General features: G+C 71.2%; 29 protein-coding genes, 2 pseudogenes and 1 CRISPR repeat array. Of the genes and pseudogenes, 12 read left to right on the top strand and 19 right to left on the bottom strand.

Features of this window, described 5'->3' with window-relative positions:
- Window positions 1-40: 40 nt before the first annotated feature.
- A CRISPR array of direct repeats spans window positions 41-742; the repeat unit is 29 nt; unit sequence CTGCTCCCCGCACCCGCGGGGATGACCCC.
- Window positions 743-945: 203 nt separating this feature from the next.
- The 4 genes from hemC to ABZW32_RS09730 all read right to left on the bottom strand — a co-directional run bounded on the left by hemC (window position 946) and on the right by ABZW32_RS09730 (window position 3,602).
- The gene (gene hemC / locus ABZW32_RS09745) at window positions 946-1,902 is read right to left on the bottom strand and encodes a hydroxymethylbilane synthase (protein ID WP_356213656.1); all 957 of its coding nucleotides are present in this window, start codon (window positions 1,900-1,902) and stop codon (window positions 946-948) included.
- The gene (locus ABZW32_RS09740) at window positions 1,899-2,381 is read right to left on the bottom strand and encodes an ATP/GTP-binding protein (protein ID WP_356213654.1); all 483 of its coding nucleotides are present in this window, start codon (window positions 2,379-2,381) and stop codon (window positions 1,899-1,901) included. The genes hemC and ABZW32_RS09740 overlap by 4 nt, the downstream gene beginning before the upstream one ends.
- Window positions 2,382-3,104: 723 nt before the next feature.
- The gene (locus ABZW32_RS09735; protein WP_356213651.1) at window positions 3,105-3,425 is read right to left on the bottom strand and encodes a hypothetical protein; all 321 of its coding nucleotides are present in this window, start codon (window positions 3,423-3,425) and stop codon (window positions 3,105-3,107) included.
- Window positions 3,426-3,464: 39 nt separating this feature from the next.
- Window positions 3,465-3,602: a hypothetical protein gene (locus ABZW32_RS09730; RefSeq protein WP_356213649.1), complete on the bottom strand. Its 138-nt coding sequence runs from the start codon at window positions 3,600-3,602 to the stop codon at window positions 3,465-3,467.
- A 180-nt stretch (window positions 3,603-3,782) separates the two neighbouring features.
- On the opposite strand from ABZW32_RS09730, the gene ABZW32_RS09725 reads away from it, so the two are divergent.
- The gene (locus ABZW32_RS09725) at window positions 3,783-4,397 is read left to right on the top strand and encodes a 2'-5' RNA ligase family protein (RefSeq protein ID WP_356213646.1); all 615 of its coding nucleotides are present in this window, start codon (window positions 3,783-3,785) and stop codon (window positions 4,395-4,397) included.
- Between the two features lie 103 nt (window positions 4,398-4,500).
- On the opposite strand, the gene ABZW32_RS09720 is transcribed toward ABZW32_RS09725, so the two are convergent.
- The 3 genes from ABZW32_RS09720 to ABZW32_RS09710 all read right to left on the bottom strand — a co-directional run bounded on the left by ABZW32_RS09720 (window position 4,501) and on the right by ABZW32_RS09710 (window position 6,639).
- Window positions 4,501-4,944, bottom strand: coding sequence for a protein kilB (locus ABZW32_RS09720; protein WP_356213643.1), 444 nt, complete (start codon window positions 4,942-4,944; stop codon window positions 4,501-4,503).
- 242 nt (window positions 4,945-5,186) lie between these two features.
- Complete coding sequence (locus ABZW32_RS09715; protein ID WP_356213640.1) at window positions 5,187-5,714, bottom strand: RICIN domain-containing protein; 528 nt, start codon at window positions 5,712-5,714, stop codon at window positions 5,187-5,189.
- 187 nt (window positions 5,715-5,901) lie between these two features.
- On the bottom strand, window positions 5,902-6,639 hold the full coding sequence (locus tag ABZW32_RS09710) for an RlpA-like double-psi beta-barrel domain-containing protein (protein ID WP_356213637.1): 738 nt from the start codon (window positions 6,637-6,639) through the stop codon (window positions 5,902-5,904).
- Window positions 6,640-7,027: 388 nt separating this feature from the next.
- Between ABZW32_RS09710 and ABZW32_RS09705 the strand changes: the two genes are divergently transcribed.
- Window positions 7,028-7,459: a VOC family protein gene (locus ABZW32_RS09705; RefSeq protein ID WP_356213634.1), complete on the top strand. Its 432-nt coding sequence runs from the start codon at window positions 7,028-7,030 to the stop codon at window positions 7,457-7,459.
- Between the two features lie 73 nt (window positions 7,460-7,532).
- On the opposite strand, the pseudogene ABZW32_RS09700 reads toward ABZW32_RS09705, so the two are convergent.
- Together ABZW32_RS09700 and ABZW32_RS09695 are read right to left on the bottom strand one after the other, a co-directional pair.
- Window positions 7,533-8,297: pseudogene (locus ABZW32_RS09700) on the bottom strand (transposase); the annotation flags it as partial.
- Window positions 8,298-8,378: 81 nt separating this feature from the next.
- Complete coding sequence (locus tag ABZW32_RS09695; protein ID WP_356213631.1) at window positions 8,379-8,936, bottom strand: hypothetical protein; 558 nt, start codon at window positions 8,934-8,936, stop codon at window positions 8,379-8,381.
- A 65-nt stretch (window positions 8,937-9,001) separates the two neighbouring features.
- Here ABZW32_RS09695 and ABZW32_RS09690 point away from each other — a divergent pair, with 65 nt between their 5' ends.
- Window positions 9,002-9,181, top strand: coding sequence for a hypothetical protein (locus ABZW32_RS09690; protein WP_356213628.1), 180 nt, complete (start codon window positions 9,002-9,004; stop codon window positions 9,179-9,181).
- On the opposite strand, the gene ABZW32_RS09685 is transcribed toward ABZW32_RS09690, so the two are convergent.
- Window positions 9,157-9,540, bottom strand: coding sequence for a hypothetical protein (locus ABZW32_RS09685; RefSeq protein ID WP_356213625.1), 384 nt, complete (start codon window positions 9,538-9,540; stop codon window positions 9,157-9,159). The two genes, ABZW32_RS09690 and ABZW32_RS09685, sit on opposite strands and share 25 nt — an antisense overlap.
- A 650-nt stretch (window positions 9,541-10,190) precedes the next feature.
- Here ABZW32_RS09685 and ABZW32_RS09680 point away from each other — a divergent pair.
- Window positions 10,191-11,108, top strand: a complete 918-nt coding sequence (locus tag ABZW32_RS09680; protein ID WP_356213700.1) for a permease — start codon at window positions 10,191-10,193, stop codon at window positions 11,106-11,108.
- The gene (locus tag ABZW32_RS09675) at window positions 11,105-11,941 is read left to right on the top strand and encodes a TIGR03943 family protein (protein WP_356213622.1); all 837 of its coding nucleotides are present in this window, start codon (window positions 11,105-11,107) and stop codon (window positions 11,939-11,941) included. Before ABZW32_RS09680 ends, ABZW32_RS09675 begins: the two co-directional genes overlap by 4 nt.
- A 114-nt stretch (window positions 11,942-12,055) precedes the next feature.
- Here the strand turns inward: ABZW32_RS09675 and ABZW32_RS09670 are convergent, their stop codons facing one another.
- Entirely contained in the window at window positions 12,056-13,792 is a 1,737-nt protein-coding gene (locus tag ABZW32_RS09670) for an amidase (RefSeq protein WP_356213619.1), read from the bottom strand.
- A 173-nt stretch (window positions 13,793-13,965) separates the two neighbouring features.
- On the opposite strand from ABZW32_RS09670, the gene ABZW32_RS09665 reads away from it, so the two are divergent.
- Window positions 13,966-14,601 (top strand): TetR/AcrR family transcriptional regulator, encoded by a 636-nt coding sequence (locus tag ABZW32_RS09665; protein WP_356213616.1) that lies wholly within the window; start codon window positions 13,966-13,968, stop codon window positions 14,599-14,601.
- A gap of 68 nt (window positions 14,602-14,669) precedes the next feature.
- Here ABZW32_RS09665 and ABZW32_RS09660 read toward each other — a convergent pair whose 3' ends face one another.
- On the bottom strand, window positions 14,670-15,707 hold the full coding sequence (locus ABZW32_RS09660; protein WP_356213613.1) for an alcohol dehydrogenase catalytic domain-containing protein: 1,038 nt from the start codon (window positions 15,705-15,707) through the stop codon (window positions 14,670-14,672).
- Window positions 15,708-16,328: 621 nt separating this feature from the next.
- Between ABZW32_RS09660 and ABZW32_RS09655 the strand changes: the two genes are divergently transcribed.
- Complete coding sequence (locus tag ABZW32_RS09655; protein ID WP_356213610.1) at window positions 16,329-16,658, top strand: hypothetical protein; 330 nt, start codon at window positions 16,329-16,331, stop codon at window positions 16,656-16,658.
- Window positions 16,659-16,898: 240 nt separating this feature from the next.
- The gene (locus tag ABZW32_RS09650; RefSeq protein WP_356213607.1) at window positions 16,899-17,633 is read left to right on the top strand and encodes an alpha/beta hydrolase; all 735 of its coding nucleotides are present in this window, start codon (window positions 16,899-16,901) and stop codon (window positions 17,631-17,633) included.
- A 138-nt stretch (window positions 17,634-17,771) separates the two neighbouring features.
- Here the strand turns inward: ABZW32_RS09650 and ABZW32_RS09645 are convergent, their stop codons facing one another.
- Window positions 17,772-18,731 (bottom strand): DUF998 domain-containing protein, encoded by a 960-nt coding sequence (locus ABZW32_RS09645; protein ID WP_356213604.1) that lies wholly within the window; start codon window positions 18,729-18,731, stop codon window positions 17,772-17,774.
- Between ABZW32_RS09645 and ABZW32_RS09640 the strand changes: the two are divergent.
- Window positions 18,697-19,044: pseudogene (locus tag ABZW32_RS09640) on the top strand (DUF6193 family natural product biosynthesis protein); the annotation flags it as partial. The gene ABZW32_RS09645 and the pseudogene ABZW32_RS09640 overlap by 35 nt on opposite strands.
- 176 nt (window positions 19,045-19,220) lie before the next feature.
- Here the strand turns inward: ABZW32_RS09640 and ABZW32_RS09635 are convergent.
- Both ABZW32_RS09635 and ABZW32_RS09630 read right to left on the bottom strand, forming a co-directional pair.
- Window positions 19,221-20,153: a hypothetical protein gene (locus ABZW32_RS09635; protein ID WP_356213601.1), complete on the bottom strand. Its 933-nt coding sequence runs from the start codon at window positions 20,151-20,153 to the stop codon at window positions 19,221-19,223.
- Between the two features lie 177 nt (window positions 20,154-20,330).
- Window positions 20,331-20,846, bottom strand: a complete 516-nt coding sequence (locus ABZW32_RS09630) for a hypothetical protein (protein ID WP_356213598.1) — start codon at window positions 20,844-20,846, stop codon at window positions 20,331-20,333.
- Window positions 20,847-21,087: 241 nt separating this feature from the next.
- On the opposite strand from ABZW32_RS09630, the gene ABZW32_RS09625 reads away from it, so the two are divergent.
- A complete protein-coding gene (locus ABZW32_RS09625) occupies window positions 21,088-21,813 on the top strand; it encodes a dienelactone hydrolase family protein (RefSeq protein WP_356213596.1) in 726 nt (241 codons plus the stop codon).
- 39 nt (window positions 21,814-21,852) lie between these two features.
- Here ABZW32_RS09625 and ABZW32_RS09620 read toward each other — a convergent pair whose 3' ends face one another.
- Entirely contained in the window at window positions 21,853-22,284 is a 432-nt protein-coding gene (locus tag ABZW32_RS09620; protein WP_356213593.1) for a hypothetical protein, read from the bottom strand.
- 291 nt (window positions 22,285-22,575) lie between these two features.
- Between ABZW32_RS09620 and ABZW32_RS09615 the strand changes: the two genes are divergently transcribed.
- Window positions 22,576-23,031 carry a hypothetical protein gene (locus tag ABZW32_RS09615; protein ID WP_356213698.1) on the top strand — a complete coding sequence of 152 codons (456 nt, stop codon included), beginning with the start codon at window positions 22,576-22,578 and terminating at the stop codon, window positions 23,029-23,031.
- On the opposite strand, the gene ABZW32_RS09610 is transcribed toward ABZW32_RS09615, so the two are convergent.
- The 3 genes from ABZW32_RS09610 to ABZW32_RS09600 all read right to left on the bottom strand — a co-directional run bounded on the left by ABZW32_RS09610 (window position 23,028) and on the right by ABZW32_RS09600 (window position 25,583).
- Window positions 23,028-23,585 carry a hypothetical protein gene (locus tag ABZW32_RS09610; protein WP_356213590.1) on the bottom strand — a complete coding sequence of 186 codons (558 nt, stop codon included), beginning with the start codon at window positions 23,583-23,585 and terminating at the stop codon, window positions 23,028-23,030. The genes ABZW32_RS09615 and ABZW32_RS09610 overlap by 4 nt on opposite strands.
- Window positions 23,585-24,166 carry a hypothetical protein gene (locus ABZW32_RS09605; RefSeq protein WP_356213587.1) on the bottom strand — a complete coding sequence of 194 codons (582 nt, stop codon included), beginning with the start codon at window positions 24,164-24,166 and terminating at the stop codon, window positions 23,585-23,587. The genes ABZW32_RS09610 and ABZW32_RS09605 overlap by 1 nt, the downstream gene beginning before the upstream one ends.
- 565 nt (window positions 24,167-24,731) lie before the next feature.
- Window positions 24,732-25,583 carry an NAD(P)H-binding protein gene (locus ABZW32_RS09600; protein ID WP_356213584.1) on the bottom strand — a complete coding sequence of 284 codons (852 nt, stop codon included), beginning with the start codon at window positions 25,581-25,583 and terminating at the stop codon, window positions 24,732-24,734.
- Between the two features lie 105 nt (window positions 25,584-25,688).
- Here ABZW32_RS09600 and ABZW32_RS09595 point away from each other — a divergent pair, with 105 nt between their 5' ends.
- Window positions 25,689-26,066 (top strand): helix-turn-helix domain-containing protein, encoded by a 378-nt coding sequence (locus ABZW32_RS09595; protein WP_356213580.1) that lies wholly within the window; start codon window positions 25,689-25,691, stop codon window positions 26,064-26,066.
- Window positions 26,067-26,074: the final 8 nt, after the last annotated feature.

The following is a 26,074-nucleotide window of genomic DNA, read 5'->3' as shown; positions in this document are numbered from 1 at the left end:
AAACAACCCGAGCCCCGAGTAAAGTCCCAGCTCAGAAAGCCTGCTCCCCGCACCCGCGGGGATGACCCCAGCTCATCGCCGCCCAGGCCGAACGCCGACCCCTGCTCCCCGCACCCGCGGGGATGACCCCGGCGGCCAGCAGGCGGGCGGTCCAGTTCCCGCCTGCTCCCCGCACCCGCGGGGATGACCCCATCACCCCGTAGCCGGCGGGGTGGTTGCCGATCTGCTCCCCGCACCCGCGGGGATGACCCCGACCCCGCCGCGCAGGACAAGGTGGCCTCGTTCTGCTCCCCGCACCCGCGGGGATGACCCCGCGATGACCTCAAGCACGATGAGCACGAGCAGCTGCTCCCCGCACCCGCGGGGATGACCCCGCCACGGCCGGCGGGATCGGCGACGGCGAAGACTGCTCCCCGCACCCGCGGGGATGACCCCCGGATGCCGCCTTCTCCCAGCAGACGACGGAGGTCTGCTCCCCGCACCCGCGGGGATGACCCCATGAGCAGCGACCCGTTCGGGAATCGCAGCTCCTGCTCCCCGCACCCGCGGGGATGACCCCTGAGCGCGGCTTTCGAGCCGAACGCGAAGTATCTGCTCCCCGCACCCGCGGGGATGACCCCGAGTACCGGGCCGGGATCCGGGTCCAGGACGACTGCTCCCCGCACCCGCGGGGATGACCCCTCAAAGCTCTTGAGATGGCGTCGGGTATATCGCTGCTCCCCGCACCCGCGGGGATGACCTCGGTACGGAGAGAAGGCGCAGCCGCCGATGGCCGGGTTGGCGGCCGAGGGTGCGTCACTGGCGGACCCCAGGCCTCCGGGCCGGTTGCCTGCCCGGTGGGTACCGTGCGCCGGAGGCATGTGTCTGCCGCATGCGTATCCGGTCGCCCTGTCCGCTCGGCGGAGTGAGTACCGCCGTACGCCCCGGCCCCGGCTGACGCGCTGTTCACGGGCGTACTCCCAGAAGGTGGGTGGCGCCGGCGCGCAGCAGCCGCTCCCCCGCGCGGTGGCCGACACCGGCGGGGTCGGCCGCGGGGCCGGTCGCGACCGAGCGCAGGGGGGCGCCGCCGGTCGGGTCGAGGACGACCGCGTGCACGGTGAGGTCTCCGGCTTCGTCGAGGGTGGCGTGGACGGAGGCGGCGGTCAGGCAGCCGCCGTGCAGAGCGGCGAGCGTGGCGCGCTCGGCGTCCAGGAGGACGCGGGTGGGGGCATGGGTGAGCGGGGCGAGGAGCCCGCCGGTGGTGTGGTCGTCGGTGCGGTGCTCGATGACGACGATCCCGGCGCCTGCGGCGGGCAGCCAGGAGGTGGGCTCCAGGATCTGGGAGGCCCGGTCGGCGAGGTCGAGGCGGCGCAGTCCGGCCAGGGCGGCGATCATCACGTCCGCGCCCAGGGTCCCGGCGTCGAGCGCGTTCATCCTGGTGTCGGCATTTCCGCGGATCGGGACCGGCACCAACTTCGGGTGGAGGGCCTTGAGGAGGGCGGCGCGGCGGGGTGCGCTGGTGCCGACCCGGGTGCCGGGCGGCAGCTCGTCCAGGGTGGCGGGCGGGTGCCCGGCGGGCAGGACGAGGACGTCGCGGACGTCCTCGCGGGGCAGGACGGCGCCGACCGTGATCCCGGGAGCCCGGTCGTGGGGGCCGGGGACGTCCTTGGCGCAGGCGATGGTGGCTTCGAGGCGGCCGTGGAGGAGGTGCGCGTCGGCGCGCCGGGTGAAGGCGCCCTTCCCGCCGATCTCGGCCAGCGGCCCCCGGTGCTGGTCTCCCTGCGAGGTGATCTTCACGATCTCGAGGCCGATGTCCGGATGGTGGGAGCGGAAGGCCGCCTCGAACCGGCCCGTCTGTTCCATGGCCATGGGGCTCGGGCGGGTGCCCGTCCGAAACCGGCTGGCGGTCGTGCTGGGGGTCATCGCGGATCGCTTTCGGTCAGGAGGGCTGACGGACAGTCGGCGTGGTGGTGGGCGAGGGCGTACGGGAGGGTCTGTCCGGGGGTGAGGTCGCCGGTGTCGATCACGTGCCCCTCCGCGCGCATCCAGCCGGCGGCGGTGGACCTCGTACGGCTTCGCTGCTGCGCTCGGGGCTCCCGGGAGCACTCCCGGCCGGCCGCGATGCGCGCCCGGAGGAACCCCCGGGCCGGGCGCCGGACGAGGTTGTGGAAGCCGGTGGGGGACCGGCGGCGCGGGGTGAAGAGCTTGCCGGCGTCACTGCGTCCCGGGACCGTCATGGGCACGCTGACAGGCTCGCGGGCCTGCCGGGCGAGGCCGACGAGGTACGCACCGGGCATCTCGTGCCAGGCCGGCGGGTTCTGGTGATGGTCCCGCGGACGCCCGGCGCGGTCGGCCGGTGCGCGGCGCGGCACGTCGCCCATGGCCCCGGGGTCAGCGACCACGGCGCCGTCCGGTGCGCGGCGCAACTCGGCGGCCAGGGTGCTCTTGCCCCGCCGAAGGAACCGTTGAGCCTGACGATCACGCGCCCTCCCCGATCGAGGCGACAGCCTCGTGCCGTTCAACGGGGGCCGGGAGGCGGGCGTCACGGCCCGGCCACCGGAACACCGGGCGCGAGCACGGCTTGTCCAGCACGTCCCCCGGAGGCAAGCAGGCGATCGGGAGTGCCGACCGGGTGGACGGTGAGGTCCGGGGGTCGGAGCCGCTGCGCACGTCGCGGTCCCACGCGCGGACCGTGCCACCAACTGCTCCGCCGGCTGTGGCCCCTGGCCGGCGAAGGCGTGAACGAACCACTCCCACTCCCGTTCGGCCGGGTCGTCACCGTGCCGGGTCCGGGTCCGCACGTGGACGAGGTGGGCCAGGGAGGCGTCACCGAGGAGCGTCGGCGCGTCGCCGCCCTTCGCGACCCGCGTGACGCCGCTGTCCTTCTCCGCGTGAGCGGCCAAGCGGCAAAAGCCCGACAGGGTCGTGGCCGCGTACCGCCGCAGCGATCCGAAGCAGCAGCCGGAGCCCGCGGCCACCCTCCCCTCGGACAATTCCCTTACCGCCGCGCAGGCGAGAGCCTGGACCCCGGTGCTTCTGCCAGCAGGCAGCTTCCACATGCCAAGGGTGGGACCGGCCGGGCAGGACCCGCCCTGCCCCGTCGGCGACGACCGCGAGGGCGCCGATCAGGGCACGACCGGTAGGCCGGCCCTCCTCGACCGCGGCGGTGCCCCGGTGGCAGGGGCGAAGTGCCACGTGTTCGGTGCGAACGCGGAGTCGGGGTGGCGCAGGCCGAGGAGGATCCGGCCTTCCTCGTTTTTGAGGTGGAGTTGGACACCGGCGATGTGGAGTTCGGTCCCCGCAGGGCCCTCGCCCGGCAGCGGAAGGGCTGCGTCCGCCGCTGCGTCCGCGGCCGGGTGCCCGGCCGCATGGCGGCGGAGCAGGTCCCGGAGGTCGGGGCTCAGGCGGAGCCGGTCGAGCACGTCGACGGTGAACCACTTCAGCATGAGGCCTTCGCGGAGGTCGACCGTGTCCGGGTCACCGGTTCACTGGCCCGCGTAGACCTGGATGGGCACGGCCAGGCCGTCGACGCTCGTCGCCTCCTCCACTGCGTAGGGGGTGAGCCCTGTCGGTTCCAGGCCGGGGGCCTCCTCGGCGAGCTCCCGGAGCAGGGCCGCGTGCACGTCGCGGTCGCCCGGCTAGCGACACCCGATCAGGAGCTTGTGCAGCCTGCGCGCATCACTGCTCCGCCACGACGGGGATTCGTCCTGTCGGCACACCGCGACGATCACCAACGTCAGCCCCTACGAGAGCCCACCGTCAAGGTCAGCACCTGCGTCCGGTTCGGCCTTGAACCAGCCGGTGTGACCGCCGTTGCCTCGGAGAACTCTGTCTGGCAGTGTCGGGTACCGCACCTGACCTGCGATGATGACGGTGTGCCAGAGCCAGGGACCACTGCCGTCGTCATCGTTCTGCCCGATGCCGCCCCGCTTCTCGATGCGGCGTGGCGCATTGACCCGGCGCTGGTGCGGCCCGGGGTGCCGGCGCACGTCTCGCTCCTCTACCCGTTCGTGCCGGAACCGGAGCTGACGGGTCGGGACGAGAAGAGCGTACGTTCCCTGGCGGCGGGGTTTCCGGCAGCCGATCTGCTCTTGGAGGAGGTCGTGACGGCGTCCGGCTTCATCGCCGTCACCGTTGCGGAACTCCAACCGGTCGTCGATGCGTTCCATGCCCAGTGGCCCGGGCTGCGTCCGTACGGGGGCCGATTCGGGGCGCGGCCCGCCGCCCATGTCACGGTCGCCATGGGTGCGGACGACCCGACGACCGCCGGCCAGGTGCGCGCTGCGGTCGGCGGCCTGCTGCCCCTGCGCACCCGTGCGGCGGCGGTCCAACTGGTGGCGCTGACGGAGGAAGGCTGGCGGCCGCGGTTGACCGTGCCGCTCGGCGGCTCGCCGGACGGCATCCTCCACGGGCCGTAGACCTCGCCCCGTACCGGTTCCGCCGTGCGTCGGCGCAGTTGTGGGGCGCAGGGCGCACGGGGCAGGCGCGACAGGACGGGCAGGAGGTGGTGATCGCCCTCGGTCAGCGGTTGCCGGGGCTCAGCAGCGTGGCGGCTGCGGCGATGAAGGCGGCTGATGCTTCCTTGGCCGCATGTCGCTGGGCGTCCAGCTCGGTCCGGTCGGCGGCTTTGCGCAGTGCGTAGGTGGCGTCCGCGGCCTGTTGCGCGGGGCCGGCCAGTTCGGGGAACAGGACCTGGAGGCGGATGTGGGGCGCGGTGATCGCCGCCCGGGTGTCGTGGGACCTGGTCTGGGCCTCCAACTGGTGCTCGGCACCTGCCTCGGCCATGGCCAGACGCTCCCGATGGAACATGGCCGAGCGGTGCGCGTCCAGCGCGGCCGCGAAGTCGGTGACGGCGCCGAGCCGGTCCTGACGGTGGCTGTCGGCGCGCTCCTCGGCGCGTGCCGAGCGTGCCGAACGGTGCTGGAGGAGTCCGGCGGCCAGGGCGCCGGCGAGAGTACCGAGCACGGCAACGATCGAAGGCCATATGGACATCGGGTAGTGGGTCCTCTCGGGTGGTCGGATTCGCTGGTGGGAGAACGGCGACGATCCGGCCGGCGAGCCACCCCCGCAGCCGGCGGCCCATCAGGAGCCGGACCGCGACAGCCTGATCGAGGGCTGGACGCAGCTCCGCCCGGTGGTCCTCGGCGAGAACCGCACCTCAGGAGAACCACCGGGTGGAGCACCACCGGGTCAGGCCGGCGGGCCCGTCAGTGGTTGTAGATGAAGTCGCGCGCGAAGGCCCAGCGCTGGTTGTCGCCGCCGTTGCAGCTCCACAGCTGGGCTCCTGTGCCCCAGGTGCCCGCCTGCCAGCCGTTGATCTCCAGGCACCCCGTATAGGCGCTCTTGAGCTCGGCCGTGGCCTGGCCGTTGACGTTGCGCCAGTGGTCGAACCACCAGAGCTGGTTGCGGCCGTTGTTGCACGGCCACTGCGTGACCGCGGTTCCGTTGGAGGTCGTCGGCGGCAGCCCTGACAGCTCCAGGCACTGGCCGGAGGAGCGGTTGACGATCCGGAAGAAGCCACCGCCCACGTTGTTGAAGACCCAGTTCTGGTTGTCGCCGCCGTTGCAGCCCCACACCGCGGCCTGGGCGCCCGGCGTGCCGGTCCACCCGGGCATCTCCAGACACGATCCGCCGGCCACGTTCGTGATGGTGGTCATGTCGGTGGCGGGTGCCGCGCCGGCCGGGCCGGCCGTCGCGGCCAGGCTGCCGAGCAGCAGTCCCAGCGTGCACGTCATGCGTGCGATCAAGCGCTTCACTGAAGCCCCCCTGAGGAGTAAGTCGCATACAGAGAAAGGACCTTGGTGGTGCGCTCGCAGCATATATGAACAGGTGTGCGAAACGGCGGGGCTTTAGTGGGGGTGGGGGTAGCGGCTTTGCTCGGCGTCGTGACCGGCTGCGACACCCTTGTGGCGGGCGAGCCGGCTACTCCGCGAATCTCCAGGTGACGTTGATCGTCCCCCGGTCAAGGGGGGCGAGTGCCGTGAACGCGGCGGGAGTCAGGTCCAGGCCACGCCTCTGCGCGGTCGGGCTGGCGTCGAGGACCGTCGCGACGATGGACTTCCCCTCGTACGTGACGATGACCTTCTTGCCGCAGTGAGGGGCCGGGTCTCCCATTCCGAACATGGTCGGGTCGAGCGCGGCAACGAAGTCGCCGTCGTTGATGCGCTGGCCGCACGTCCCGTCCACACCATTGCCGTGGAAGAAGTCCGCCGGTCCCTCGTAGCCCTTGCCCGGCTTGGGCTTGGGCTTGGGGGGTGCTGCGGTGGTCTTGCCTGGCTGCGGCTTCGGCGGTGCTGCGGTGGTTTTGCCTGGCTGCGGCTTGGGGGGTGCTGCGGTAGTTTTCCCCGGCTTTGGCTTCGGCGGCGCTGCGGTGGTCTTGCCCGGCTTTGGCTTCGGGGGTGCTGTGGTGGTCTTGCCCGGCTGCGGCTTCGGCGGCGCTGGGGTCGTCTTGCCCGGCTGCGGAGCGAGAGGGGAGAGGGGCAGCTCGGTCTCCGGGGAGGCAGCATCATCCTGCTGTTCTGAAGCACTCGCCGCCGAGATGGTGGTGCCGGTGTCCTCCGAGGCGGAGGCGGAGGCGGTGGCGGTGGCGGCGGTGATCACGGCCGCGGGACCGGCGGCCAGCAGCGCGGCGACCGCGGTTTTGGCGATTCTTGCTCGCATCGTTCTCTCTCTGAATGTCGCATTCCACGGCGTGGATTCGAGGGAGTCACAGTGGGGCATGCCGTACGACGGTTCCTCGCGACCACGCCACCGCGATGGCCACCGATATGGGCCGGAGATCGCAGCGGACCCATGATCACGAATGCCGCTAACGATCTGCTAGCGCTCCGCTAACGACCTGTCCGGCCGGCGCCAAGGTGCCTAAGGGGTGTCCCGTAACTGTTCTTCGACAGCACGGGGGTGGCCGGCCGGGTTCCCGTTGGGGAGGCGCTGACCTCGGTTCACCCCTGCGACCGCACGACACGACAGCGGGTAGCACCCCTCCTCCCGACAATGTGCGGACCTCCTGACCTGGGGAGATGGGCAGGTCCCCTGTTATCGTGCGCCAATGTCAACGATCAAGCAGTTCCAAGTGGCCTTCGACTGCGCGGAGCCCGTGCGCCTCGCCGCCTTCTGGTGCGAGGTGCTGGGGTACGTCATGCCGGCGGTCCCCGAGGGCTTTGCGACGTGGGAGGAGTGCTACCGCTCGCTGCCGCCCGAGGATGCGATCTACTTCGCGTGCACTGATCCATCGGGTGTGGGCTCGCGCTTGCTCTTCCAGCGGGTTCCCGAAGGGAAGGTCGTCAAGAACCGGATGCATCTTGATGTGCGGGCCGGCGTCGGGCTCGTGGGTGACGAGCGCCTGGCCACACTCGAGGCCGAATGTGCACGGCTGATGGCGCTCGGTGCGAAACACGTGCTGACGCAGCGCGCTGATGGCGTCAACGAGTCGTGCATCACGATGCAGGACGTCGAGGGCAACGAGTTCTGCCTCGCCTGATTCTCGTCCGAGACTGCGAGGTGGGGGAGCCGTCTCCCGGGGACCTTCTAGGTCCCGCATGCGGCGGGAGGCATCCCGTGAGAGCGAGGTTGTGTAGGCGGCCAATGCCGTGCATCGCGTGGCGCACACCATCGCCTCTCAGGCGGCAGTCTCGCAGGATCTTCCAGGTCTTCATCCGGGCGAAGGCGTGCTCGACGCGGGCGCGAACCCGTTTGTGGTCGTGGTTGTGTTCGGCCTGCCAGTCAGTCAGTTCGCCGCCCCGGGGTCGGCGGTGCGGGATGACGAGGCCGGCTCCAGGATAGCCGCCGTCGGCGATCGTGGTTGTCCGGCCGACGGCGGCCTCGGCCCCGGATTCCTCCCCTGCCCTGCAGTCGTTGCGGTTGCCGGGCGGGGGCCGGCCCACCGCCACAACCAGGCGAGTGTCGGCGTCGATGACCACCTGGTGGTTCGTCGAGTAGCGGTAGTTCTTCGACTGCTCGGCTCCCTGGTGGTCGCGGGTGGGTACCAGTGTCCCGTCCACGATCAGCACCGCGTCCTTGGCGAATCGCCTACGCGGGGCGAGCGCGAGCCTGGGGGCGAGATGGTCGGTGACGCGATCGGCGGTGGACTTCGACACTCCGAAGAGCGGCGCGAGGTGGCGCAGAGTCAAGTTGGTGTGCCAGTAAGCGGCCACCAGTAGTACCCGGTCTTCCAGGGACAGCTTCCGCGGTCGGCCACGGCCCGGCGCGTCGCCGCCCTTGCGGCGCAGCTGCCTCATCAACGTGCCGAAGGCGCGCGGGCTCAGTCCGAAGAACGGGGCTATCCACGATGGCTCAGATGCCGTGATCACACCAGCCACGGCCGAGACCATCCCACGGCAAGATCACTTACGGGACAGCCCTTAGGGGCGCAGCCGCCTGAGGAGTCGACGAGGACGTGCTCAGCCGGTGGCTCGTGGAGTGTGCAGCGACCGGGCGAAGCCGGCGAGCGTGTGGAAGTCGTCCTCACGCAGGCCGACCCGCGGGTTGACGTGGTGCAGGAGCCCGGACCCGCGATGGTGGGCGGTCACGTACGCCTGATCCAGCTCGCTCTGTTCATCGTCCACCCAGGCGAACGGGCGGCCGTTGGCGTAGTCCACCAGCGGACCGGTCTTCCAGTGGACTCCATCAGGGCGTTCTTGCAGCACGACGTCGCCGAAGTCGACGAAGGGGAGGTCCGGAAGACCGAGTACCGGTGCGATCCACCGGTTGGCGTCGTCCATCCACGTGGTGGCCCAGCACAGCTCGAAACCGAGCCGGAGCAGGAATCGGCCGTGCTCGGGGTTGAGCCAGACCTGCGGGGGGCGGCGCCGCCGGGACGGGCGGCTCCTGTGCCCTTCACGGGCCTCGCCGTCCAGAGGCGTTCTGAGCGTGGTGTAGCCGTCGGGGCATCTCTCCGGCTCGGCCGCATAAGGGTTGAGCGGCCCGTCCACGTCGAGGAACAGCAATGGTCGGTTCACGTTTTCCCCCGGTCGTGCTCGCTCTCGACTGCCCGGAGAAGCGTATCTGCGGAGATCGTCTCGGCATGGGGCCGGCCCGTTTGATGATCATGACGGGGCCGGTCCCCACCGCCACCCTGGAGCTGCACTCCGGCAGGGGCACCCCCGGCGGGACCAAGACCGTCGGCCGGATCCTCGACCGCGTCTGCCGCTCCTGCTCACGCGCCTGCGAACCAGGACATCAGGGCGCGGTGCACACGACATAGGCGTATGCCGAGGCCTCGCCCGTGGAGGTGTTTCGCACGCCGATTTCCCAACCCGTCGCGGTCGGGGCCGAGTCGGTGAGGAAGGTGGACGTGCTGCTGGTCCGGCCGCCTCCACCGGTCGGTACCAAACCGGAAGGGCAGTTCGCCATGGCGAAGGCGAAGCCACCCGCGGGGATCGTCACCGTCGGGCCGGAAATCGGGAAGTGCTGGGACAGCGGCGCCGCGACCCCGGGCGCGGCGGGCCGAGCGGGCTTCGGCGGGTCGTCGCTGGATGCCCCCGCCGTCGAGGTGGTCACACCCGTGACGAGGAGCACGGCGGTGGCCACGACAGCCAGGGCAACGGGGCGGATCGGCTTCATGTCTGCCTTCCTTGGAGCAACGGAGCTGGGGACACCCTTGTGCTCCCCGGCTCCACCGCGGTGATGCGCCCACCCACTCGTCCGGTCCAGGAAGAAACGTATGTGCGGGTATCAAACGAGTGACCCCCATACGCTGCGGTCGGTTCGGTCGGTCCTTGCCGCGGAAGCGGGAGAGGAAGCGGGGGAGCGGGGGAGGAAACCGGGGCCCCTCGGTCGCCGGAGCGCTGATCGCGACCACCGGCGCCACCGGCGCGATCACCCTCGACGCGCTCGGCTACGCCTGCGCGGCTCTGCTGATATGTGGCGCCATGCGTGAATCGTCCCCAGTGGGAGTGATATTCGTACATCCATTTGCCGCACGTTCTGATGGGGGGCCAGGTCGGGTTCTCGCAGGTCACACCGGCTGTGACGTCCACTGGAGGGGTGGGGTGTTTTGCCGATTCTTGGAGGGAATCATCATCTCTATCGATAATCCGGCGAATTCGGGGAGGTAGATTTTTCGACCCCAACGTCCGACACGCGGAGATGGCATGTACAAGACGGCCGAGCTTTCCGGGGAAGCGGAGGCGACCGGCAGGGCCCCCGCGCCATCCGGTGACTCCTCCCCCCGGGTTTCGATCCCCGGGTGGATGTACCCGTGGTGCATGGCGATGGCTTGCTGCGGTGTCGTGATTTCGGTCGGCTCCGGATGGCTGGACGCGGCGGCGGTGCAGGCGTGGCGGACCGTCTGCCTTGCCGTCACGGTGCAGGCCCTGCCGTTCCTGCTGCTCGGCACGGCGCTGTCCGGTGCAATCAATGCCTTCGTGCCGGAACGGGTGTTCAGCCGGATGCTGCCCAAGCGGCCGGCGCTCGCCGTCCCCGTCGCCGGTCTGGCCGGGGTGGTACTGCCCGGCTGCGAGTGTGCGTCGGTCCCGGTCGCCAACAGCCTGATCGGCCGGGGCGTCACCCCGGCCGCGGCCTTCGCGTTCCTGCTGTCCGCGCCCGCCATCAACCCGGTCGTCCTGACCGCCACGGCCATCGCGTTCCCCGGAAACCCTGCCATGGTCCTGGCCCGGCTCATCGCCTCGCTCGCCACCGCCGCGGTGATGGGCTGGCTCTGGCTGTGGCTGGGCCGCGAGGAGTGGCTGCGTCCTGCCGCGCGGTACACCGGCCATCAGACGGGGCACAGCCGCTGGAACGAGTTCCGGCTCGGTTTCCAGCACGACTTCCTGCACGCCGGGGGCTTCCTGGTGCTCGGAGCGATGGCGGCGGCCACCTTCAACGTGGCGGTCCCCCGCTCGGTCCTCGACGTGGTCTCCGGTTCGCCGTGGCTGTCCGTACTCTTCCTGGCGGGTCTCGCCATCGTCCTCGCGGTGTGCTCCGAGGCCGACGCCTTCGTGGCGGCCTCACTCACGGGCTTCTCGCCCATGGCGCGGCTGGCCTTCATGGTGGTCGGTCCGATGGTCGACCTGAAACTCATCGCCCTGCAGGCGGGCACGTTCGGCCGGCCGTTCGCGGTTCGCTTCTCCGCCGCCACGACCGTCGTGGCGGTGCTCTCGAGCGTCCTGATCGCAGGAGTGCTGCTGTGAATCGCCCGGTACAGGTGGTCCTGCTCCTGCTCAGCGGCTTCGGACTGCTGCACGTCTCCCTGTTCACCGACCTGTGCCTGAGGTACGTCAAGCCGGGCATGCAGCCGCTACTGGTCGCCTCCGGGGTGCTGCTGCTGGTACTGGCGGCGGCGGAGGTCTGGTCGTACGGCAGGCAGCGGACGGAACACGGGAATGAAGGGGCTCACGAGCGCACAGGCCACGGTGGCGATGACGATGGCGGGGCCGACGAGCCCGACGACGCCGTGCACCGACACGACCACGACCACGACCACGGCTACGGCCACGGCCACGACCACTCCAGCGTCCCCCGGGTGGCGTGGCTGCTGTTCCTGCCCGCCCTGAGCATGCTCGTCTACGCCCCACCAGCCCTCGGCTCGTACACCGCCTCCCGCGACTCCGCCAAGGTCGTGACGGAGCAGCAGCGCTTCGAGGAACTGCCCGCCACGTCGCCGCTGCCGATCACCCTCACGCAGTTCACCCGGCGGGTACAGCAGGACCGCACACAGGCCATCAAGGGGCGGACGGTCGAGATGAGCGGCCTGGTCACACTCGACAGCGGGGGTGACGGCTGGTACCTCACCCGGATCATCATCTCGTGCTGCGCCGCGGACGCGCAGTCCGTCAAGGTCCGCGTCCACGGAGCACCCGCCCTGCCCGCCGACACCTGGGTCTCGGTCACCGGCACCTGGCACCCCGGCGGGACGCTCGGCACGATGTCCGCCCCGGCCGAGCTGGACGCCCTCACGGTCGCAGAGATCGACCGGCCGGTGAACGGGTACAGCGACAGTCTGCCGCTCGTTCCGTCCGGTTGACGGCGGAGACCGGAACAGGCCGACAGCGGTGACCTCGCAGCGGTTACCACCGCTGCGAGGTCACCGCCCACGCCCACGGGCACGACCCGCTCGAACGAGGTCCGTCAGGTCACGTCACTGCGCCGACAGGCGCGGGGTGCGCGGCGGCACCGTGCGTCGGCTGCCGGTCTTCTCGAAGGCCGCCGCGAGGGAGAGCAGGGCGTTGTCGTCGTAGGCGCGGCCCGCGAAGGTCAGCCCGACGGGCATGCCGGTGTCCGTCATGGTGCCCATCGGTACGGTCACGGTCGGAATGCCGAGGTGGCGGGGGACCAGGTTGCCGTTCGCGACCCAGACACCGTTGCGCCAGCCGAGGTCGGCCGACGCCACGTCGACGTCCATGTCCGCGGGGCCCACGTCCGCGACGGCGGGGAAGACCACGGCGTCCAGGCCCAGCCCGTCCATCCACAGTTCCAGGTCGGCGCGGCGCGTCTCCTCCAGTCCGCGCAGCCCCTGCTCCAGGTGCGGCATGTCGGTGAGGGACGCGTACGGGTGCTCGCGCACCAGGCGCGGGTAGTCGCCGATCGTGTCGTCGAAGCCGTCGTAGCGGTCGGGCAGTTCGCCCTCCTGCTTGGGCCAGATGCGGGTGGCGTCGACCTCCGCCAGGGTGGAGAGCGCCGGGTCGCCGTTGGCGCGCAGGAAGTCGTCCCAGGCCCAGGCGGACAGGTCCTCGATCTCGAAGGTGAGGTACTCGCGGCTGACCAGTCCGCGGGTGAACAGCGAGGGCGTGCCGGGGCGGTCGGACTCGTAGTTGGTCACGACGGGGAAGTCGACCTCGACCACTTCGGCGCCTGCGGCCTCCAGGTCGCGGCGGGCGGCTTCCCACAGGGCGATCACCGACGGGCGTGTCTCGATGCGCTGGCCGGTCTGGCCGCCGATGCCTCCGTCGGGGTTCGTTCCGGCGTCGGGGTCGGCGTTGATGTACATCCGGGGCACGCCGACCCGCTTGCCCGCGAGCGCGTCGGACGCGGCCCCGGCGTCGGCGGGTGCGAGCGTCGGGTACGAGGCGGGGCGCAACTGCGACGGGGAGGGCAGTGCCACCCACGGCTGTGCCCGCCACAGGTCCCCGCGCGTGTCCGGGTCGTCGGCCACGATGACGTCGAGCAGTTCGAGCAGGTCGGCCATGGTGCGGGTGTGCGGGACCACGACGTCCATGGTCGGTACGAGCGGCCAGTTGCCGCGGACCGAGATCACGCCGCGGCTGGGCGTGTAGGCGCACAGCGCGTTGTTCGAGGCGGGGGCGCGGCCCGAGGACCAGGTCTCCTCGCCGAGGCCGAAGGCGCCGAACGACGCCGCCGTCGCCGTGCCCGAGCCGTTGGAGGAGCCGGAGCCGTACGCGCTGGTGAGCCAGTCGGCGCTGTACGGGCTTTCCGCGCGGCCGTACACGCCGCGCTGCATGCCGCCGTTCGCCATCGGCGGCATGTTGGTCAGGCCGATGAGGACCGCGCCGCCCGCGCGCAGCTGCTCGATGGCGAAGGCGTCGCGCTGGGCGACGAGGTGCTCGAAGGCGGGGGAGCCGGAAGCGGCGGTCAGCCCCTTCGCCAGGTAGCTGTCCTTCGCGGTGTACGGGATGCCGTCCAGCGGGCCGAGCGTGGCGCCGCGTGCGCGGCGTGCGTCGGAGGCCTCCGCTTCCGCGCGGGCGTCCGGGTTCATCACGACCATCGCGTTGAGAGCGGTGGCCGTACCGGGCCGGTCGTACGCGTCGATCCGCGCGAGGTAGGCGTCGAGCAGCCCGACCGAGGTGGTCTCGCCCTTCTCCAGCGCCTCGCGCAGGTCGGCGATACAGGTCTCCACAACATCGAATCCGCGCGTCATGAGGGTGTCTCCCGGGTGGTGGGTCGTACGGACGGGCCGCCGGCCGTCGGGGTGGCCGCACACGCGGCCGTCACACTCCCCATCGTCCTGACTAGATTTTCAGTCTAGACTGAAAGTCTAGATTTTGGGAACCTAGACTTGGGCGCTGGAATTCCGGAACCGAAAGTGAGCTCATGCCGACGTCAGGGACCGGGCCCGCGCTGCCCGACAGGAAGCGCCAGCCCAGCGGGGACGAGGCGCGGGGACGGGCGATGCGGGCCGCCATCAGCGTGATCGCCGAGAAGGGCACCGCGGCCCTGCGGATGTCGGACATCGCCGCGCGGGCCGGCATGAGCACCGGGCACATCCTCTACCACTTCGGCAAGAAGGACCGGCTCCTGCTCGAAGTCCTCGCGTGGAGCCAGGCGGACCTCTGGGCCCGGTTCCAGCAGGCGGCCGACCAGGCCGCGTCCCCCGCCGAGAAGCTGGACCTGTTCGTCCGCTTCTACCTGCCCCGCCACCAGGGCGACGAACGCTACGCGCTGTGGACGCAGGTACTGGCCCAGCGCCACGACGAAGCGGGCCGGCACATCCTCACCGCGCTGCTGGACGGCTGGGACGAGCGACTGGAAGCCATCCTTCGTGAGGGCCGGGACCTGGGACAGTTCGCCGACGTGGACCTTCGCGAGTTCACCATCCGGGCCGTGGCCATGCTGAGCGGTCTCTCCGAGGACGTGATGTTCGGACGGTCCCGCTGGCAGGACACCTCAGCGCACGCGTTCGCCCTGTCCGCCCTGGAGCGCGAGCTGCGCCCGACCGGCCGGGCGTGATGACCCTTGCGGCCGCCGATCCCGCCGTTCGCGGGACGCATCGCGCCCGACATCACGACCGCGGGCGCTCACGGGCGCACCACGACCTTGAGGCTGGTGCGGTCGTCCATGGCCTTGTAGGCGTCGGCGACGGCGTCGAGACCGACCTCGGCGTCGAAGACGCGGCCGGGTTCGATGCGGCCGGCGAGCACGTCCTCGATGGCGGGTTCGAGATAGGCGCGCACGGGGGCCGGGCCGCCGGCGAGCTGTGCGTTCTTCCCGAACAGTGACCCGAAGCCGACGGGAGCCTCCTCGTACTGCGGGACGCCGACGCGGGAGATGATCCCACCGGGGCGCACGATGCCGTAGGACTGCTCGTAGGCGGGCATCAGGCCGACGGCCTCCAGCACGACGTGGGATCCTTCGCCGCCCGTCAGGTCCATGACCTTGGCGATGCCCTCCTCGCCTCGTTCGGCGACGACGTCGGTGGCGCCCCACTCCCTGCCGAGGTCGGTGCGGGATGTGTGGCGGCCCATGAGGATGATCCGCTCGGCGCCCATGCGGCGGGAGGCGAGCACCGCGGACAGGCCCACCGCGCCGTCGCCGATGACGGTGACGGTCTTGCCGGGTTCGACGCGGCCCATGTGGGCGGCGTGGTAGCCGGTCAGGTAGACGTCGCTGAGGGTCAGCAGCGAGGGCAGGAGCGCGGTGTCGACGTCCGCGGGCAGCTTCACCAGGGTGCCGTCGGCCTGGGGGACGCGGATCGCCTCGGCCTGGGCCCCTCCGACGCCTCCGACGCCGTACCAGCCGCCGTGCGGACAGGCGGTGTGGAAGCCGTCCCGGCAGATCGGACAGGTGTTGTCGGCGTACGCGAACGGAGAGACGACGAAGTCGCCGCGTTCGAGGCCGGTGACCGCCGAGCCGGTCTCCTCGACGACGCCGAGGAACTCGTGCCCCATCGGGGCGCCCTCGCCGGTCCTGTCCATCGAGTGATAGGGGTGCAGGTCGGAGCCGCAGACGCAGGCCATGGTGATCCGGACGATCGCGTCCGTCGGCTCGACGATCTTCGGGTCGGGGACGTTCTCGACCCGGACGTCGCCGGGGCCGTACATGAAGGTCGCGCGCATGATTCTTTCCTTCCGAGGGGACGATGTCCGGCGTGCCGCAGGTCGGCGCGGGCCCGGTCGGTGGGGGCGTGCTCGACGACGGTCGTGCGGCGCCGGTGTTCCGTGCGCGCCATGATCACTCCCATCCGCATCGATTCCCACGACGACGATTCCCACGACGACGAATCCCGCGTTGTACACGCGGCACGCACGCGACTCCACACAGCTACCGCGCGGCGGCTCCGGCCCTGCAGCGGCTCGCCCGCAGCGGGCCGGCCTTCACCCCCGCCGACGGTGAGCGGCACGCCGCTCGGCCCCGCTCGGCCCCGCGCGTAGCGGGGCGGACCACCGCTGGCGCCGTCGGCGCCGTGTAGGAACACCGCCCCGTGCACCACCGTCCGCTCGGCCGCACCGGCGTCCGGATCGGCCCGCTCTGACTGGGCGCCATGATGTTCGGCCCCTGGGGCAATCCGAGAGACACAGGCCGGTGCCCGGCCATGGTGCCGTCCGTGAGATGCCGCAGGACAAACCGGACGATAGGATTGACCGGCCATCAGTACGGCACAGCGGCTCGACCGCTGCCGCGGGACTGGCAGCCGTCGCGCCGCACCGGCCGTACCGCCAGCATCCAAGGCAGGTTGAATGATGAACCGGACACGTCGTCTCGCAGCCCTCACGCTCCTGGTGGCCCCCGCTCTCGTGGTGGGCCCCACCGTCGCCGCCCATGCCTCGGCCCCCGCGGCTCCCGCCGCCGCGAAGTGCAACGTCGAGGTGGACTCGGCCGGCAAGTACCACGTGTGGGGCCAAGGATTCCCCGCCGGTACGACGGTGACCTACTCCGGCTCCACCTCGGGCTCGGTCCCCATCGACAAGTCGGGACGCTTCGACCTCGGCGGTCTCACCGGAGCCAAGTACACGGTCAAGACGGCGGACGGCAAGACCACGGTCACCTGCGCAGCGGTCCAGCACTGAGCCTCAGCCCCACCACCTTCGGGTCAGTGCGCACCCGACCGGTCCCGGGGCACCGGAGCCCGCGCGAAAACCCGTTGGCGGACGACGGCCGCCGCTGCTAGTTTTCCGGAGGCCGTGCGAGAGAACGAGGAGGTGGTACCCGTGAACGCAGTATCGACATGGGTGCTCTCCTCCGGGGTCACGGTCGGGCGATAGATCGTCCGGGAGCGCCGTTCATGAGCACTCCCGAAAGGCACGACCGTGCACTTCACTTCTGAACAGCATCTCGACGACGGCGTCCTGGAGCGCGAGTTCACCCTCGGCGAGATCCCCGGCATCCTGTGGACGCCGGCTTCCGCCTCCGCACCGGTGCCGCTGATCCTGCTCGGCCACCCCCCGCTCGGACTGCGCACGATGTACCCCCGCCTCGTGGACCGGGCCCGGCACGCCGTGGCGGACGGCTTCGCCGCGGCCACCATCGAGCTCCCCGGAAGCGGCGACCGGCCGCGTTGGGCCGCCGCCGAGCAGGCCCGCGCCGACCTGCGCCGGGCGATGCGAGCCGGCGAGCCGGTCGGGGACGAGGTCGTCGACGCCCTCGTCCTCCCGCTCGTCGACAGGGCGGTCCCGGAATGGCAGGCCGCCCTGGACGCCCTCCTGTCGCTGCCCGAGATCGGTGGCCCGGTCGGGTACTCGGGGGGCGTGATCTCCATCGGCGTCCGCCTCGCGGTGGTCGAGCCGCGCATCGTGGCCGCCGGACTCTTCGCCGGGAGCCTCGTGCCGCGCGCCGTCTTCGAGGAGGCCCGCCAGGTCACGATCCCGCTGCACGTCCTGCTGCAGTGGGACGACGAAGGCAATGACCGGCAGGCGTCCCTGGACCTGTTCGACGCCTTCGGTTCCGAGGAGAAGTCACTCCACGCCAATATGGGCGGGCACACCGGCGTCCCGCAGTTCGCGGGGGACGCCGCGGCCCAGTTCTTCACCCGGCACCTGAGGTGAGACCGGGACGTCAGACCACAACCACCGGCGGACGGTAGGCCGTTCCGACTCCTCCGCGCGCCTGCGCCTGTGCCGCGTGCCCCTGCCGACTCGGCAGGGGCACGCGCGCCCTCACGGATGCAGGCTCCGACACGGCTCTCAGCCCGCGCGGCTCAGACGTGCTGCCGGTACCGCCTCGCGCCTGCGACCTGACCGGCGGATGACGCCCTGAACGCCGATGGCCAGCGCCCAGAAGAGGAGAGGAAGAGCGGCGACCCGTTCCATACCTCCCATGCCGAGACCGAGGTAGCGGTGGGAGAGGAACAGTACGAAGGCCGTGACCGCCGTGACTCCCAGCAGGCCGGTGGACCACCTCAGGGGGGCCGGTACGTCTTCCGCCAGACCGGGCCCCGCCAGAACGAGACCGACGTTGCCCGCTGCCATGATGAGGACGGCCCCCAGGACATGCTGGTTCTCGTTGACGTCCGCGGGAGCCAACCCGGCCAGGACGAATCCCGCGCCGGCACCGGCGAGCAGCAGGCGGGCCACGGCAGCGGCCCGGCCCCTGCGCCAGAGGAAGCCGCCGATCATCACAGAGCCGAGGACGAGCAGCACTCCCAGAGCAACGAATGAGACGTTCATCAGACCGTGCTCGGGGGAACAGACGTACCGGGGCTCAGGCTCTGGCTGCAGGGCGCAGTGAGCGTTGCCCAAGTCGCTGATGTTGTTCCGCGCCCAGCTGTACGGTCTGGCCCAAGCCGACTCGACGATCCCGTGGACGATGAAGAACTGCACCACGCCCACGATCCATGCCGAGTACCCGATCCGGACTCTCACCTGTCCACCTTCCGTCACGTGAATCCCGTGCGGACAGCCGATCACGCGGTGCCGGGCCGAGGCACTCCGACGAGCCCCCTGGAACGGAGTGGGGCAGACCCTACCGTGGCGGGGGCGCGACCCCGTTGGCGCAGGCGCGTCCGTCGGTGGACCGGCGGCAGGTGTACCGGCGCCGATCAGGTACGCCCGGACCGGGTAGGGGGCAAGGAAGGCCCATCGGGAGTCCGTTGGTCCGGTAGAGGCCAAGTGGCAGCTGGTGCGGGAGCTGAACGAGAACCTCATAGACAAGCGTCTCGTCGAGGCGGCTTACGCCGATCCCGCTCTCAGGGGACTGTTCCCGCTGGTCAGTCATGGATCGCTGCAGTTCAGCCGATGCACCGGCTTTCCCTGGTCCGGCGACCTACCCTCGATCTTCCCCCTCCCCGGTGAACGGTTCCGCGTGCTGAGGCCGTACGAAGCGTGGGGCTCGGGACGGGAACAAGTCGGTGAAGCCGACACGGCCGAGGCAGCCGTCGAACTCGTCGCCTCCCACCTTCCCGCAGGCTGCAGCCCCGCCGTGGACGGCACGCCCGACGTCCTCGAACCGCTTCGCTGACGGCGCGCCTCGCCCGCTAAGCCATCTCGGCACCGTCGGCGGAGGCCTCACTGCCGTCGACTCGGCGTCGGGCAGATCGGCCGGTGAGCAGCGCGCGCGGAACCTTTCGGCGTCGGCCTTCCCCGGCTGGTGAGCCAAGCAGTCACACACGGGAGCAGGCCCCTTCGGGTGGGCCGTCAAGCTCTGTTCCAGGGGACACCCGGTGTGAGCATGTCGTGGATGCAGCGGCGCAGTCCGCGGTTGGGGTCGACCGGCCCGAGCCACGGCACCCGCTGGAGCAGGTCGGCCTGCCGGTCGGTGCCGGGATCGAGGAGGAGGGCGCGGAGCTCGCCGGGGACGGGGTCGTCGACCAGGCACAGCCAGGCGAGGCCGGCACCGATGCGGGTCTCGGGCGAACGGCCGGAATCCGACCACAGGTCCCGGGCCCAAGAGGGGGCGCGTTCGTCCTGGTGTTCGCGGGCGAGCTGGGCGATCGCCAGGATCAAGCTCACCCGGGCCACCCGATCGTCCTCCACCGCCAGCCTGCGATGCAGGGCCGAGGAGATGTACGGGATCTCGCCGGTCGCCACCGCCAGGACGAAAGCGGCCGCGGAGCGGACCTCGGCATCGGGGTCGGAAAGAAGCGGGAACAGGAGGTGCAGGTCGTCCGTGATGGCGTCGCGGGCGGCCTGAATCGTCCAGTTCACCGGGCACATCGTGGTGCCCTCGATCAGCGACGGCTCCTCGGTGACTTCGAGAAGGCCTTCACGCGACCCGTCCCCGAGGTGCTGGCTCCGTGCGATCTCGGCAACCAGACGAAGGGTGTCCGCACGGAGCCCGGCAAATCCCGTGGCCGCGATCCGGAGCAGGAACGGCACCGCCAGTGCTCCCACCGCGATCGTGCTGCCCTGGTGGTGCAGGTGGTCCCACAGCTGCCGGAGAGCCCGGCCGGCGGCTTCGGCGGCTTCTTCGTCTTCGGCGTCTTCGGCGTCCGCGGAGGCGAGCGCGGCCAGGCGGACGGAGACTTCCTCGCCCGGGCCGTAGAAGTGCGGAAACCGCTGCCAGGGGATCTCGTCGTACCTGAACCCGTCCTTCACCTCCCGCGGGATCGCCGCCACGACCGTCCGCATGTCGCAATCCGTGCCCACCCACGGCTCCGGCCACCGGGCCCAGGGGTCATCGTCCATGGTGTGGCCTTCCCGTCCTGCGACACCAGCCGAGCCCCGGGAGTCTAGCGGCCGATGATCAAGAGGGCGGACCGCTCCTGCCGCACCACGGTGACGTCAACGCGGTCGCTGCCGCCGGTCTCAGGGCTCCACGCCGCAGCGTCGCGCAATCGCCTCCAGGCGTTCGAGTTCCCGTCGCGCCGCTGTCGGATGGGCGAGATCAAGGGCCATTCCGGCACGGGCCGAGACGTAGAGGATGTCCTGCTGAGTGGCGGCGTCGAGGCCGGGAGCGGTCCGGAGCCGGCGGCCCGTGACACGCAGGTAGATCGCGATGCTGTCGAGATCCTCGCGCAGGTGCACGGGAAGCACCTGCCGCAGTCCGTCCTTGGCGTAGTCCCGCGCCTGGCGGTCTGCCGCGCGGGGGCCGGGCGGCACGGGAGCCCAGGCAAGGCCGGCTTCTGCGGCATCCTCGTACATCTCCGCCACCAAGGCGCGTGCGGATACGGGATCGCCCTCGGCGGCTGCCGCGCGGGCCGACTGCAACGCTGAGCGCAGTCGTGCACGGACCTGAGGGTCCTCGCCGGTCCGGGCGTCCAGATAGCCGGACCACACGTCGAACGCCTTGCCCAACTCGGCATCCAGCATGATCCTGTACACGTCCGGCACTCCGCCGCCACCCTTCCCTCGGGCCCGTCCCGGCATGGACGGCAGCGGTCAGGATAGGACAGGCGCGGGCCGGGACGCCTGCGATCACCGGGTCTCGACCGACCTGCTCAGCCTCATCCCGCCCGCGATCCCACCCGCGACCACGCGTACGGGACAGCTCCGAGACGGAGCGATATCCGCCGGTGGTGAACACCCGTCCGAGCGTACCTGCCGGTCGCTACGGTCCAGTCGCATGGCTACCGTCACCACGCGTACGGTCGAATACCCGGCCGACAACATGACGATGATCGGGCACCTAGCGATCCCGCCCGGGGCCGCTCGTCGGCCCGCGGTCCTCATCGGGCCCGAGGGCATGGGGCTCAGCGACGTCGAGCGCCGCCGGGCCGAGGCCCTGGCCGAGCTGGGGTACGTGGCGCTGGCCTTCGACCTGCACGGCGGACGCTACTTGAGCGATCCCGAGGAGATGCTGGCCCGTTGCATGCCGCTGCTCGCCGACCCGGACCGGATGCGGTGCATCGGCCACGCGGCGCTCGACGCGTTGCGTGCCGAACCACGGGTCGACCGCGACCGCATCGCGGCCGTCGGCTACGGGACCGGGGGTGCCATCGCGTTGGAACTCGGACGCGACGGCGTCGACCTGCGCGCGATCGGGACGGTCAACGCACTGACCACGGGCCGACCGGACGAGGCGGCACGCATTCGCTGCCCGGTGTGGACCGGAGTCGGTTCGCTGGACCCGATCATGCCGCCCGCGCAACGGGAGGCGTTCACGGCCGAGATGCAGGCCGCGGGCGTCGACTGGCGCCTCACGGTCTACGGCGGAGCGCTGCACGCCTTCCACCACCCAACGGTCGACCACACCGTGCTGCCCGGCGTCGGCTACCACCCGCGGCACGCCGAGCGAGCTTGGCGCGACGTCGTCGCCCTGCTCACCGAGTGCCTGCCCGCATCGGATTGATCCGGTCGGCTCCCGACGTCGGACGCCCGGGTCGGATGCTCAGGTCCGGCCTGTCGGGAAGGAGGTGGGCATGGACGGGACTTCCGGGCCTGGTTTGACCTTGAAGGACAGGAGGGGGCGGCCGGTCACGCTCATGCCGATGCTCAGGGGGGTGGCGTCGGCGGGTGCCCCGGAGCACGCGTCGGTCTCGTAGATGTAGATCGGGTTGGTGTTGGCGTTGTGGACGGACAGGAAGGTGCTTCCCGTGGGTGCGTCGGGGAAGACCTCCTTGACGGTGTAGCAGTGGTCATCCAAGGGGTTCTCGATGACCTTGCGAGGTGCGGTCAGCGCGGACCCGCCTTCGGGTGTGCCGAGCACTACCTGGAGTTTGCCGTTGGCGGCCGACGCCGGACCGGTCACGGTCGTGGCCAGTGCGACGGCGGCCGCAGCTGCCAGGCAGAGCCCGGCTCGGCGGGCGATCGGCGTTCGCATGCGACCTCCAAGACATCGCAGGAGCGTGTGTGCCTTGCCTCTCCAGTGTCGGGCGGCCTGCCCGGCCCCGCACTGCCTGAAGCACACGTACGTCGCCCACCTGCGGCTTTCGGTCCGTGGCGCAGGCACCGGACCGCGCCGCCCCGCCCCCGGCTCGCCCGACGAGAGGTGACCAGCGGGTCACGACCCCGGTGCGGGCCGTCAGGATGCGACGGCCGTGGCCTACGCCGCGGCCGCCGCGGTCAGCCGCGCCGCGCGTCGGCACCGACGGACATAATTCGAGCTGTGGACATGAGACCGGAGTTGCTGCCCCCGCCCGTGAGCCGGGAGCGGCTGGACGAGCTGTGCGCCGAGGTGGAGCGAATCGCCGAGCTGCTGGTGGCCCGCCCGGAAGTGGCGGACGAGGCGATCGCGGCGTTCAACGCGATGACCGGGCACGACTACGCGGCTCTCGACTTCGCCGAGTACGACGGAAGCAGGAGCCTGGAGGAGTTCGCGAAGGAGGCGGCCCGGCCGGCTCGCCCCGTGGTTGCGGACATCACCCGGGACGAACTGGTTGAGATCGTTCGCAGACTCCTGACCGCCTCGGGGGACAGCGACTACTGTCTGCGGCTCCTGGAGGCGAACGTGCCGCATCCCCGGGTGAGTGACCTGGTCTTCCATCCCGCGGACAGCCTTCAGGACCCGTGCGCGGAGGAGATCGTCGATGAGGCCCTGCGGTACCGGCCGATCGCGCTCCCGGCCTAGCCGGCCGGTGCGTCGGTGACGACGTCCTCGCACGGCGGTTGCGGGGTGGCTTCCGCGACCGCCCGGGTCCACGCGTCCGGGGTGGCGCGGGTGTCGTCGGCGGGGTCGGCGGCGATCACGTAGCCGCCGCCGTACTCGGGGGCGAGCGATCCGGCGATCACGTACCGGCGGCCCGGTACCAACACGGCCTGGTGCTCGGCGGCCGGGCCGGAGTAGTAGGCGCCGTCGGCGTTCACGCCGATGGGCTGCCCGACGGCGAACGTGGCCGGGACGGCCGCCCCGTCACCCTTCAGCCGGTCTTCCACGGTGAGGGTGGACAGCAGGACGCCGCCGGAGTCGCCGGGCGTCTGGTCGAGGTAGCGGCCGCGTTCGGCGACCTTCGCGACGACCACCCACACCGCGTGGTGGGTCACGTACTCGCGGCGGCTGGTGTCGAGTGCGCACACCGCCTCGACCGTCACGTCATCGTGGCCCCACATCGTCCACGCCCCGCCGACGGCTCCGGCCGCCACGAGCACCCCGGCCACGCCGACGGCGAGTGTCCTGCGCTTCATCAGCCCCACAACTTCCGGTAGTTCGCGATGTCCACGTCGGTCGGCTCCGTGACCCACAGCGTCGATCGGGGGGCGGCCCACAGGATCGACGCCACGTCGCGGCTCTTGTGGCAGAGGCCGAGGGCGTGGCCGAGCTCGTGCCCCAGGACGTTCAGCCGCCCGCTGGTGTCCGACTCGACGGCGGGCGGGTCGAGCTTCGACGCGTTCAGGTAGATGTAGTCCGTGGCTCCGGCGTTGCCGTGCCGCTCCCAGTAGGCGGCCCGGTGGTCGGCCTTGGAGTAGTCGCGCCATTCGAGGTCGTTCACGGTGGTGGCGGTGTCGGCCATGATCTTCACCCTGCCGAGCGCGTTCCACGACTTCGTGACTGCCGTCCTGGCGGTGTCGTACTTCGTGGACTCCGTCCAGGCGATCTCAGGGCCGTCCAGGTCTACGGAGGAGAATCCCCTCGTCTCCGTGGCGGTGCCCTCACACGGAGCGGCGGCGGCCGCCGCCGATGAGGCCGCCGCGGTGTACGGCGCCCACACGGCGGCGAGCGCGAACGCGGTGGCGACGGCGAGCGCGGTTCCTGCCCGGTCCGGCATCGTGCCCCTCCTCGGCCGACGGCGTGCAGCCCCGGAGCGTAACGGCGCCGTCCGGCACGGGAGCCACAGTGGGCCGGTCCGCCACCCGCCCGGGTGAACACGTCGGCCGGGACTGCGCGCGTTGGCCGTAACCACTCGCTTCCTCAAAGACGCGCGGCGTTGGCTCGCCGAGCGGGGCGTCGTGGAGACACCTGCCGGTTGGGCCGACGCGGAGGTGCCGGCCGAGCGGGTACGGCTGGCCTTCGGACTGCGGGACCTCCTCGACGAGTACGGGGTGACGTGCGAGATCGGACTCGCGGACCGGGGAGCGCGGGGGCCCCTGCCCGCCGACCTGCTGGGGGAGGGCTACCGCAGACGCCTGGAGGCGGAACGGGACGCCGAGGCCGTCGTCTGCTCCCTCTGGGCCGACTGGTTCGAGGACCCCGAGCACCTTGGCCCGCGAAGAAGACGGCGTAAACCAATACAGCAGCCCCCGGGCCTGGGACGACGCGACACGGCCGCGACGGACTCGGTGACAGACGGCGGTGGATCGCCGGGCTCGCGGGCGGGGGCGGGCGGAGCGGTTTCAGCGGAACGCGGCGACGTTGCGGGCCGCCCAGTGGGCGAAGGGACGCGGAGGGCGGCCGAGGACCCCTTCTGCGTCCGGGCTGACGCGCAGTTCGGCCGGGCTCGGGGAGCCGAGGATGTCCAGGGTGTCCTCGGCGAGTTCCACGGGCATGCTCTGGGCCATGGCGGCTCTGGCCTCGTCGCGGGTCAGGTCGTGAAACCGCACGGGCGAGCCCAGCGCGGTGGCGATGGCCTCCGCCTGCCCGCGCGGGGTGATCACCTCAGGGCCCGTCAGTTCGTAGACACCGCCGATGTGCCGGTCGTCCAGAAGGCAGGCCGCCGCGACCTCGGCGATGTCCGCAGGGTCGATGATCGGCACCCCGACGTCGCCGAAGGGCGCGGCGACGACCCGCCGCGCGCGGACGGACCCGGCCCACCACAGGGCGTTGGAGGCGAAGCCGCCCGGCCGCAGGATGGCCCACTCCAGGCCGGAGTCCCGCAGTGCGTCCTCCACCTCTCGTAGCGCGATCCGCGTCGGGCCGAAGGGCCTGGTCGCCACCCCCAGCGAGGAGAGCAGGACGACTCGGCGGACCCCGCCTGCCACGGCTTGGCCGATGATGTCGGCCGGCCGGGCTCCGACGGCGTGCAAGTCGCCGGGCAGCAGCAGGAACAGCGCCTCGGCGCCGACGAGTGCGGGCTCAAGGCCGTTCGGCTCGGCCAGATCGGCCACCGTGTGGCGGACCCCGTCCGACGCCGACGCCGACGCCGACGCCGCGTGCCGCGACACCGCCGTCACCTGCCGGCCCGCCTCGGCGAGTGCCCGCGTCAACGGCCGGCCCACGTTCCCGGTGGCCCCGGTCACCACGATCATGATCAGCTCCTTGTTCGATGCCCGATGTCCGATGTCCGATGTGGCATTGACGCTAGGAGTTGGGCTAACTCCTGGTAAGGACATACCTGCGGGTAAGCTCCTCACATGGCGGAAGGCGCGCAGCTCAACCAGGCCGGGGCGGGGCAACGGTATGAGGTGTTTCACATCGACTGCCCCGCGCGTGATGTGGTCGACCATGTGACCAGCAGGTGGGGTACCTGGGTGTTGATCGCCTTGCGGAGCAACGATCTCCGGTTCTACGAGCTGCGCGACGGCATCCGGGGCATCAGCGAGAAGATGCTCGCCCAGACCCTGCGCGCGCTGGTCCAGGACGGCCTGGTCTGGCGGAAGGTCGAGCCGACGACGCCGCCTCAGGTCACCTACGGGCTGACCGAGTTCGGCCGGGACATCGGCGAGCCGCTGACGGAACTGTTCGACCGGATCACGCGGCGGCTGTCACCGCGCAGCGCGGGACAGGGGTAAGGGCCGCC

The sequence above is a fragment of the Streptomyces sp. NPDC004667 genome (genome assembly GCF_040609475.1).
Lineage (GTDB): Bacteria > Actinomycetota > Actinomycetes > Streptomycetales > Streptomycetaceae > Streptomyces.
The sequence above is the reverse complement of the archived record's forward strand: the minus strand, read 5'-3'. Positions and strand labels throughout refer to the sequence as shown.

What these genes read in the sequence shown, in the direction of transcription:
- hemC (WP_356213656.1), bottom strand. Translation starts at nt 1,902, where the DNA reads ATGACCCCCAGCACGACCGCCAGCCGGTTTCGGACGGGCACCCGCCCG.
- ABZW32_RS09735 (WP_356213651.1), bottom strand. Translation starts at nt 3,425, where the DNA reads ATGCTGAAGTGGTTCACCGTCGACGTGCTCGACCGGCTCCGCCTGAGC.
- ABZW32_RS09715 (WP_356213640.1), bottom strand. Translation starts at nt 5,714, where the DNA reads ATGACGTGCACGCTGGGACTGCTGCTCGGCAGCCTGGCCGCGACGGCC.
- ABZW32_RS09710 (WP_356213637.1), bottom strand. Translation starts at nt 6,639, where the DNA reads ATGCGAGCAAGAATCGCCAAAACCGCGGTCGCCGCGCTGCTGGCCGCC.
- ABZW32_RS09705 (WP_356213634.1), top strand. Translation starts at nt 7,028, where the DNA reads ATGTCAACGATCAAGCAGTTCCAAGTGGCCTTCGACTGCGCGGAGCCC.
- ABZW32_RS09690 (WP_356213628.1), top strand. Translation starts at nt 9,002, where the DNA reads ATGGGGCCGGCCCGTTTGATGATCATGACGGGGCCGGTCCCCACCGCC.
- ABZW32_RS09685 (WP_356213625.1), bottom strand. Translation starts at nt 9,540, where the DNA reads ATGAAGCCGATCCGCCCCGTTGCCCTGGCTGTCGTGGCCACCGCCGTG.
- ABZW32_RS09680 (WP_356213700.1), top strand. Translation starts at nt 10,191, where the DNA reads ATGGCTTGCTGCGGTGTCGTGATTTCGGTCGGCTCCGGATGGCTGGAC.
- ABZW32_RS09670 (WP_356213619.1), bottom strand. Translation starts at nt 13,792, where the DNA reads ATGACGCGCGGATTCGATGTTGTGGAGACCTGTATCGCCGACCTGCGC.
- ABZW32_RS09665 (WP_356213616.1), top strand. Translation starts at nt 13,966, where the DNA reads ATGCCGACGTCAGGGACCGGGCCCGCGCTGCCCGACAGGAAGCGCCAG.
- ABZW32_RS09660 (WP_356213613.1), bottom strand. Translation starts at nt 15,707, where the DNA reads ATGCGCGCGACCTTCATGTACGGCCCCGGCGACGTCCGGGTCGAGAAC.
- ABZW32_RS09655 (WP_356213610.1), top strand. Translation starts at nt 16,329, where the DNA reads ATGATGAACCGGACACGTCGTCTCGCAGCCCTCACGCTCCTGGTGGCC.
- ABZW32_RS09645 (WP_356213604.1), bottom strand. Translation starts at nt 18,731, where the DNA reads ATGAGGTTCTCGTTCAGCTCCCGCACCAGCTGCCACTTGGCCTCTACC.
- ABZW32_RS09635 (WP_356213601.1), bottom strand. Translation starts at nt 20,153, where the DNA reads ATGCGGACGGTCGTGGCGGCGATCCCGCGGGAGGTGAAGGACGGGTTC.
- ABZW32_RS09625 (WP_356213596.1), top strand. Translation starts at nt 21,088, where the DNA reads ATGGCTACCGTCACCACGCGTACGGTCGAATACCCGGCCGACAACATG.
- ABZW32_RS09620 (WP_356213593.1), bottom strand. Translation starts at nt 22,284, where the DNA reads ATGCGAACGCCGATCGCCCGCCGAGCCGGGCTCTGCCTGGCAGCTGCG.
- ABZW32_RS09615 (WP_356213698.1), top strand. Translation starts at nt 22,576, where the DNA reads ATGAGACCGGAGTTGCTGCCCCCGCCCGTGAGCCGGGAGCGGCTGGAC.
- ABZW32_RS09610 (WP_356213590.1), bottom strand. Translation starts at nt 23,585, where the DNA reads ATGAAGCGCAGGACACTCGCCGTCGGCGTGGCCGGGGTGCTCGTGGCG.
- ABZW32_RS09605 (WP_356213587.1), bottom strand. Translation starts at nt 24,166, where the DNA reads ATGCCGGACCGGGCAGGAACCGCGCTCGCCGTCGCCACCGCGTTCGCG.
- ABZW32_RS09600 (WP_356213584.1), bottom strand. Translation starts at nt 25,583, where the DNA reads ATGATCGTGGTGACCGGGGCCACCGGGAACGTGGGCCGGCCGTTGACG.
- ABZW32_RS09595 (WP_356213580.1), top strand. Translation starts at nt 25,689, where the DNA reads ATGGCGGAAGGCGCGCAGCTCAACCAGGCCGGGGCGGGGCAACGGTAT.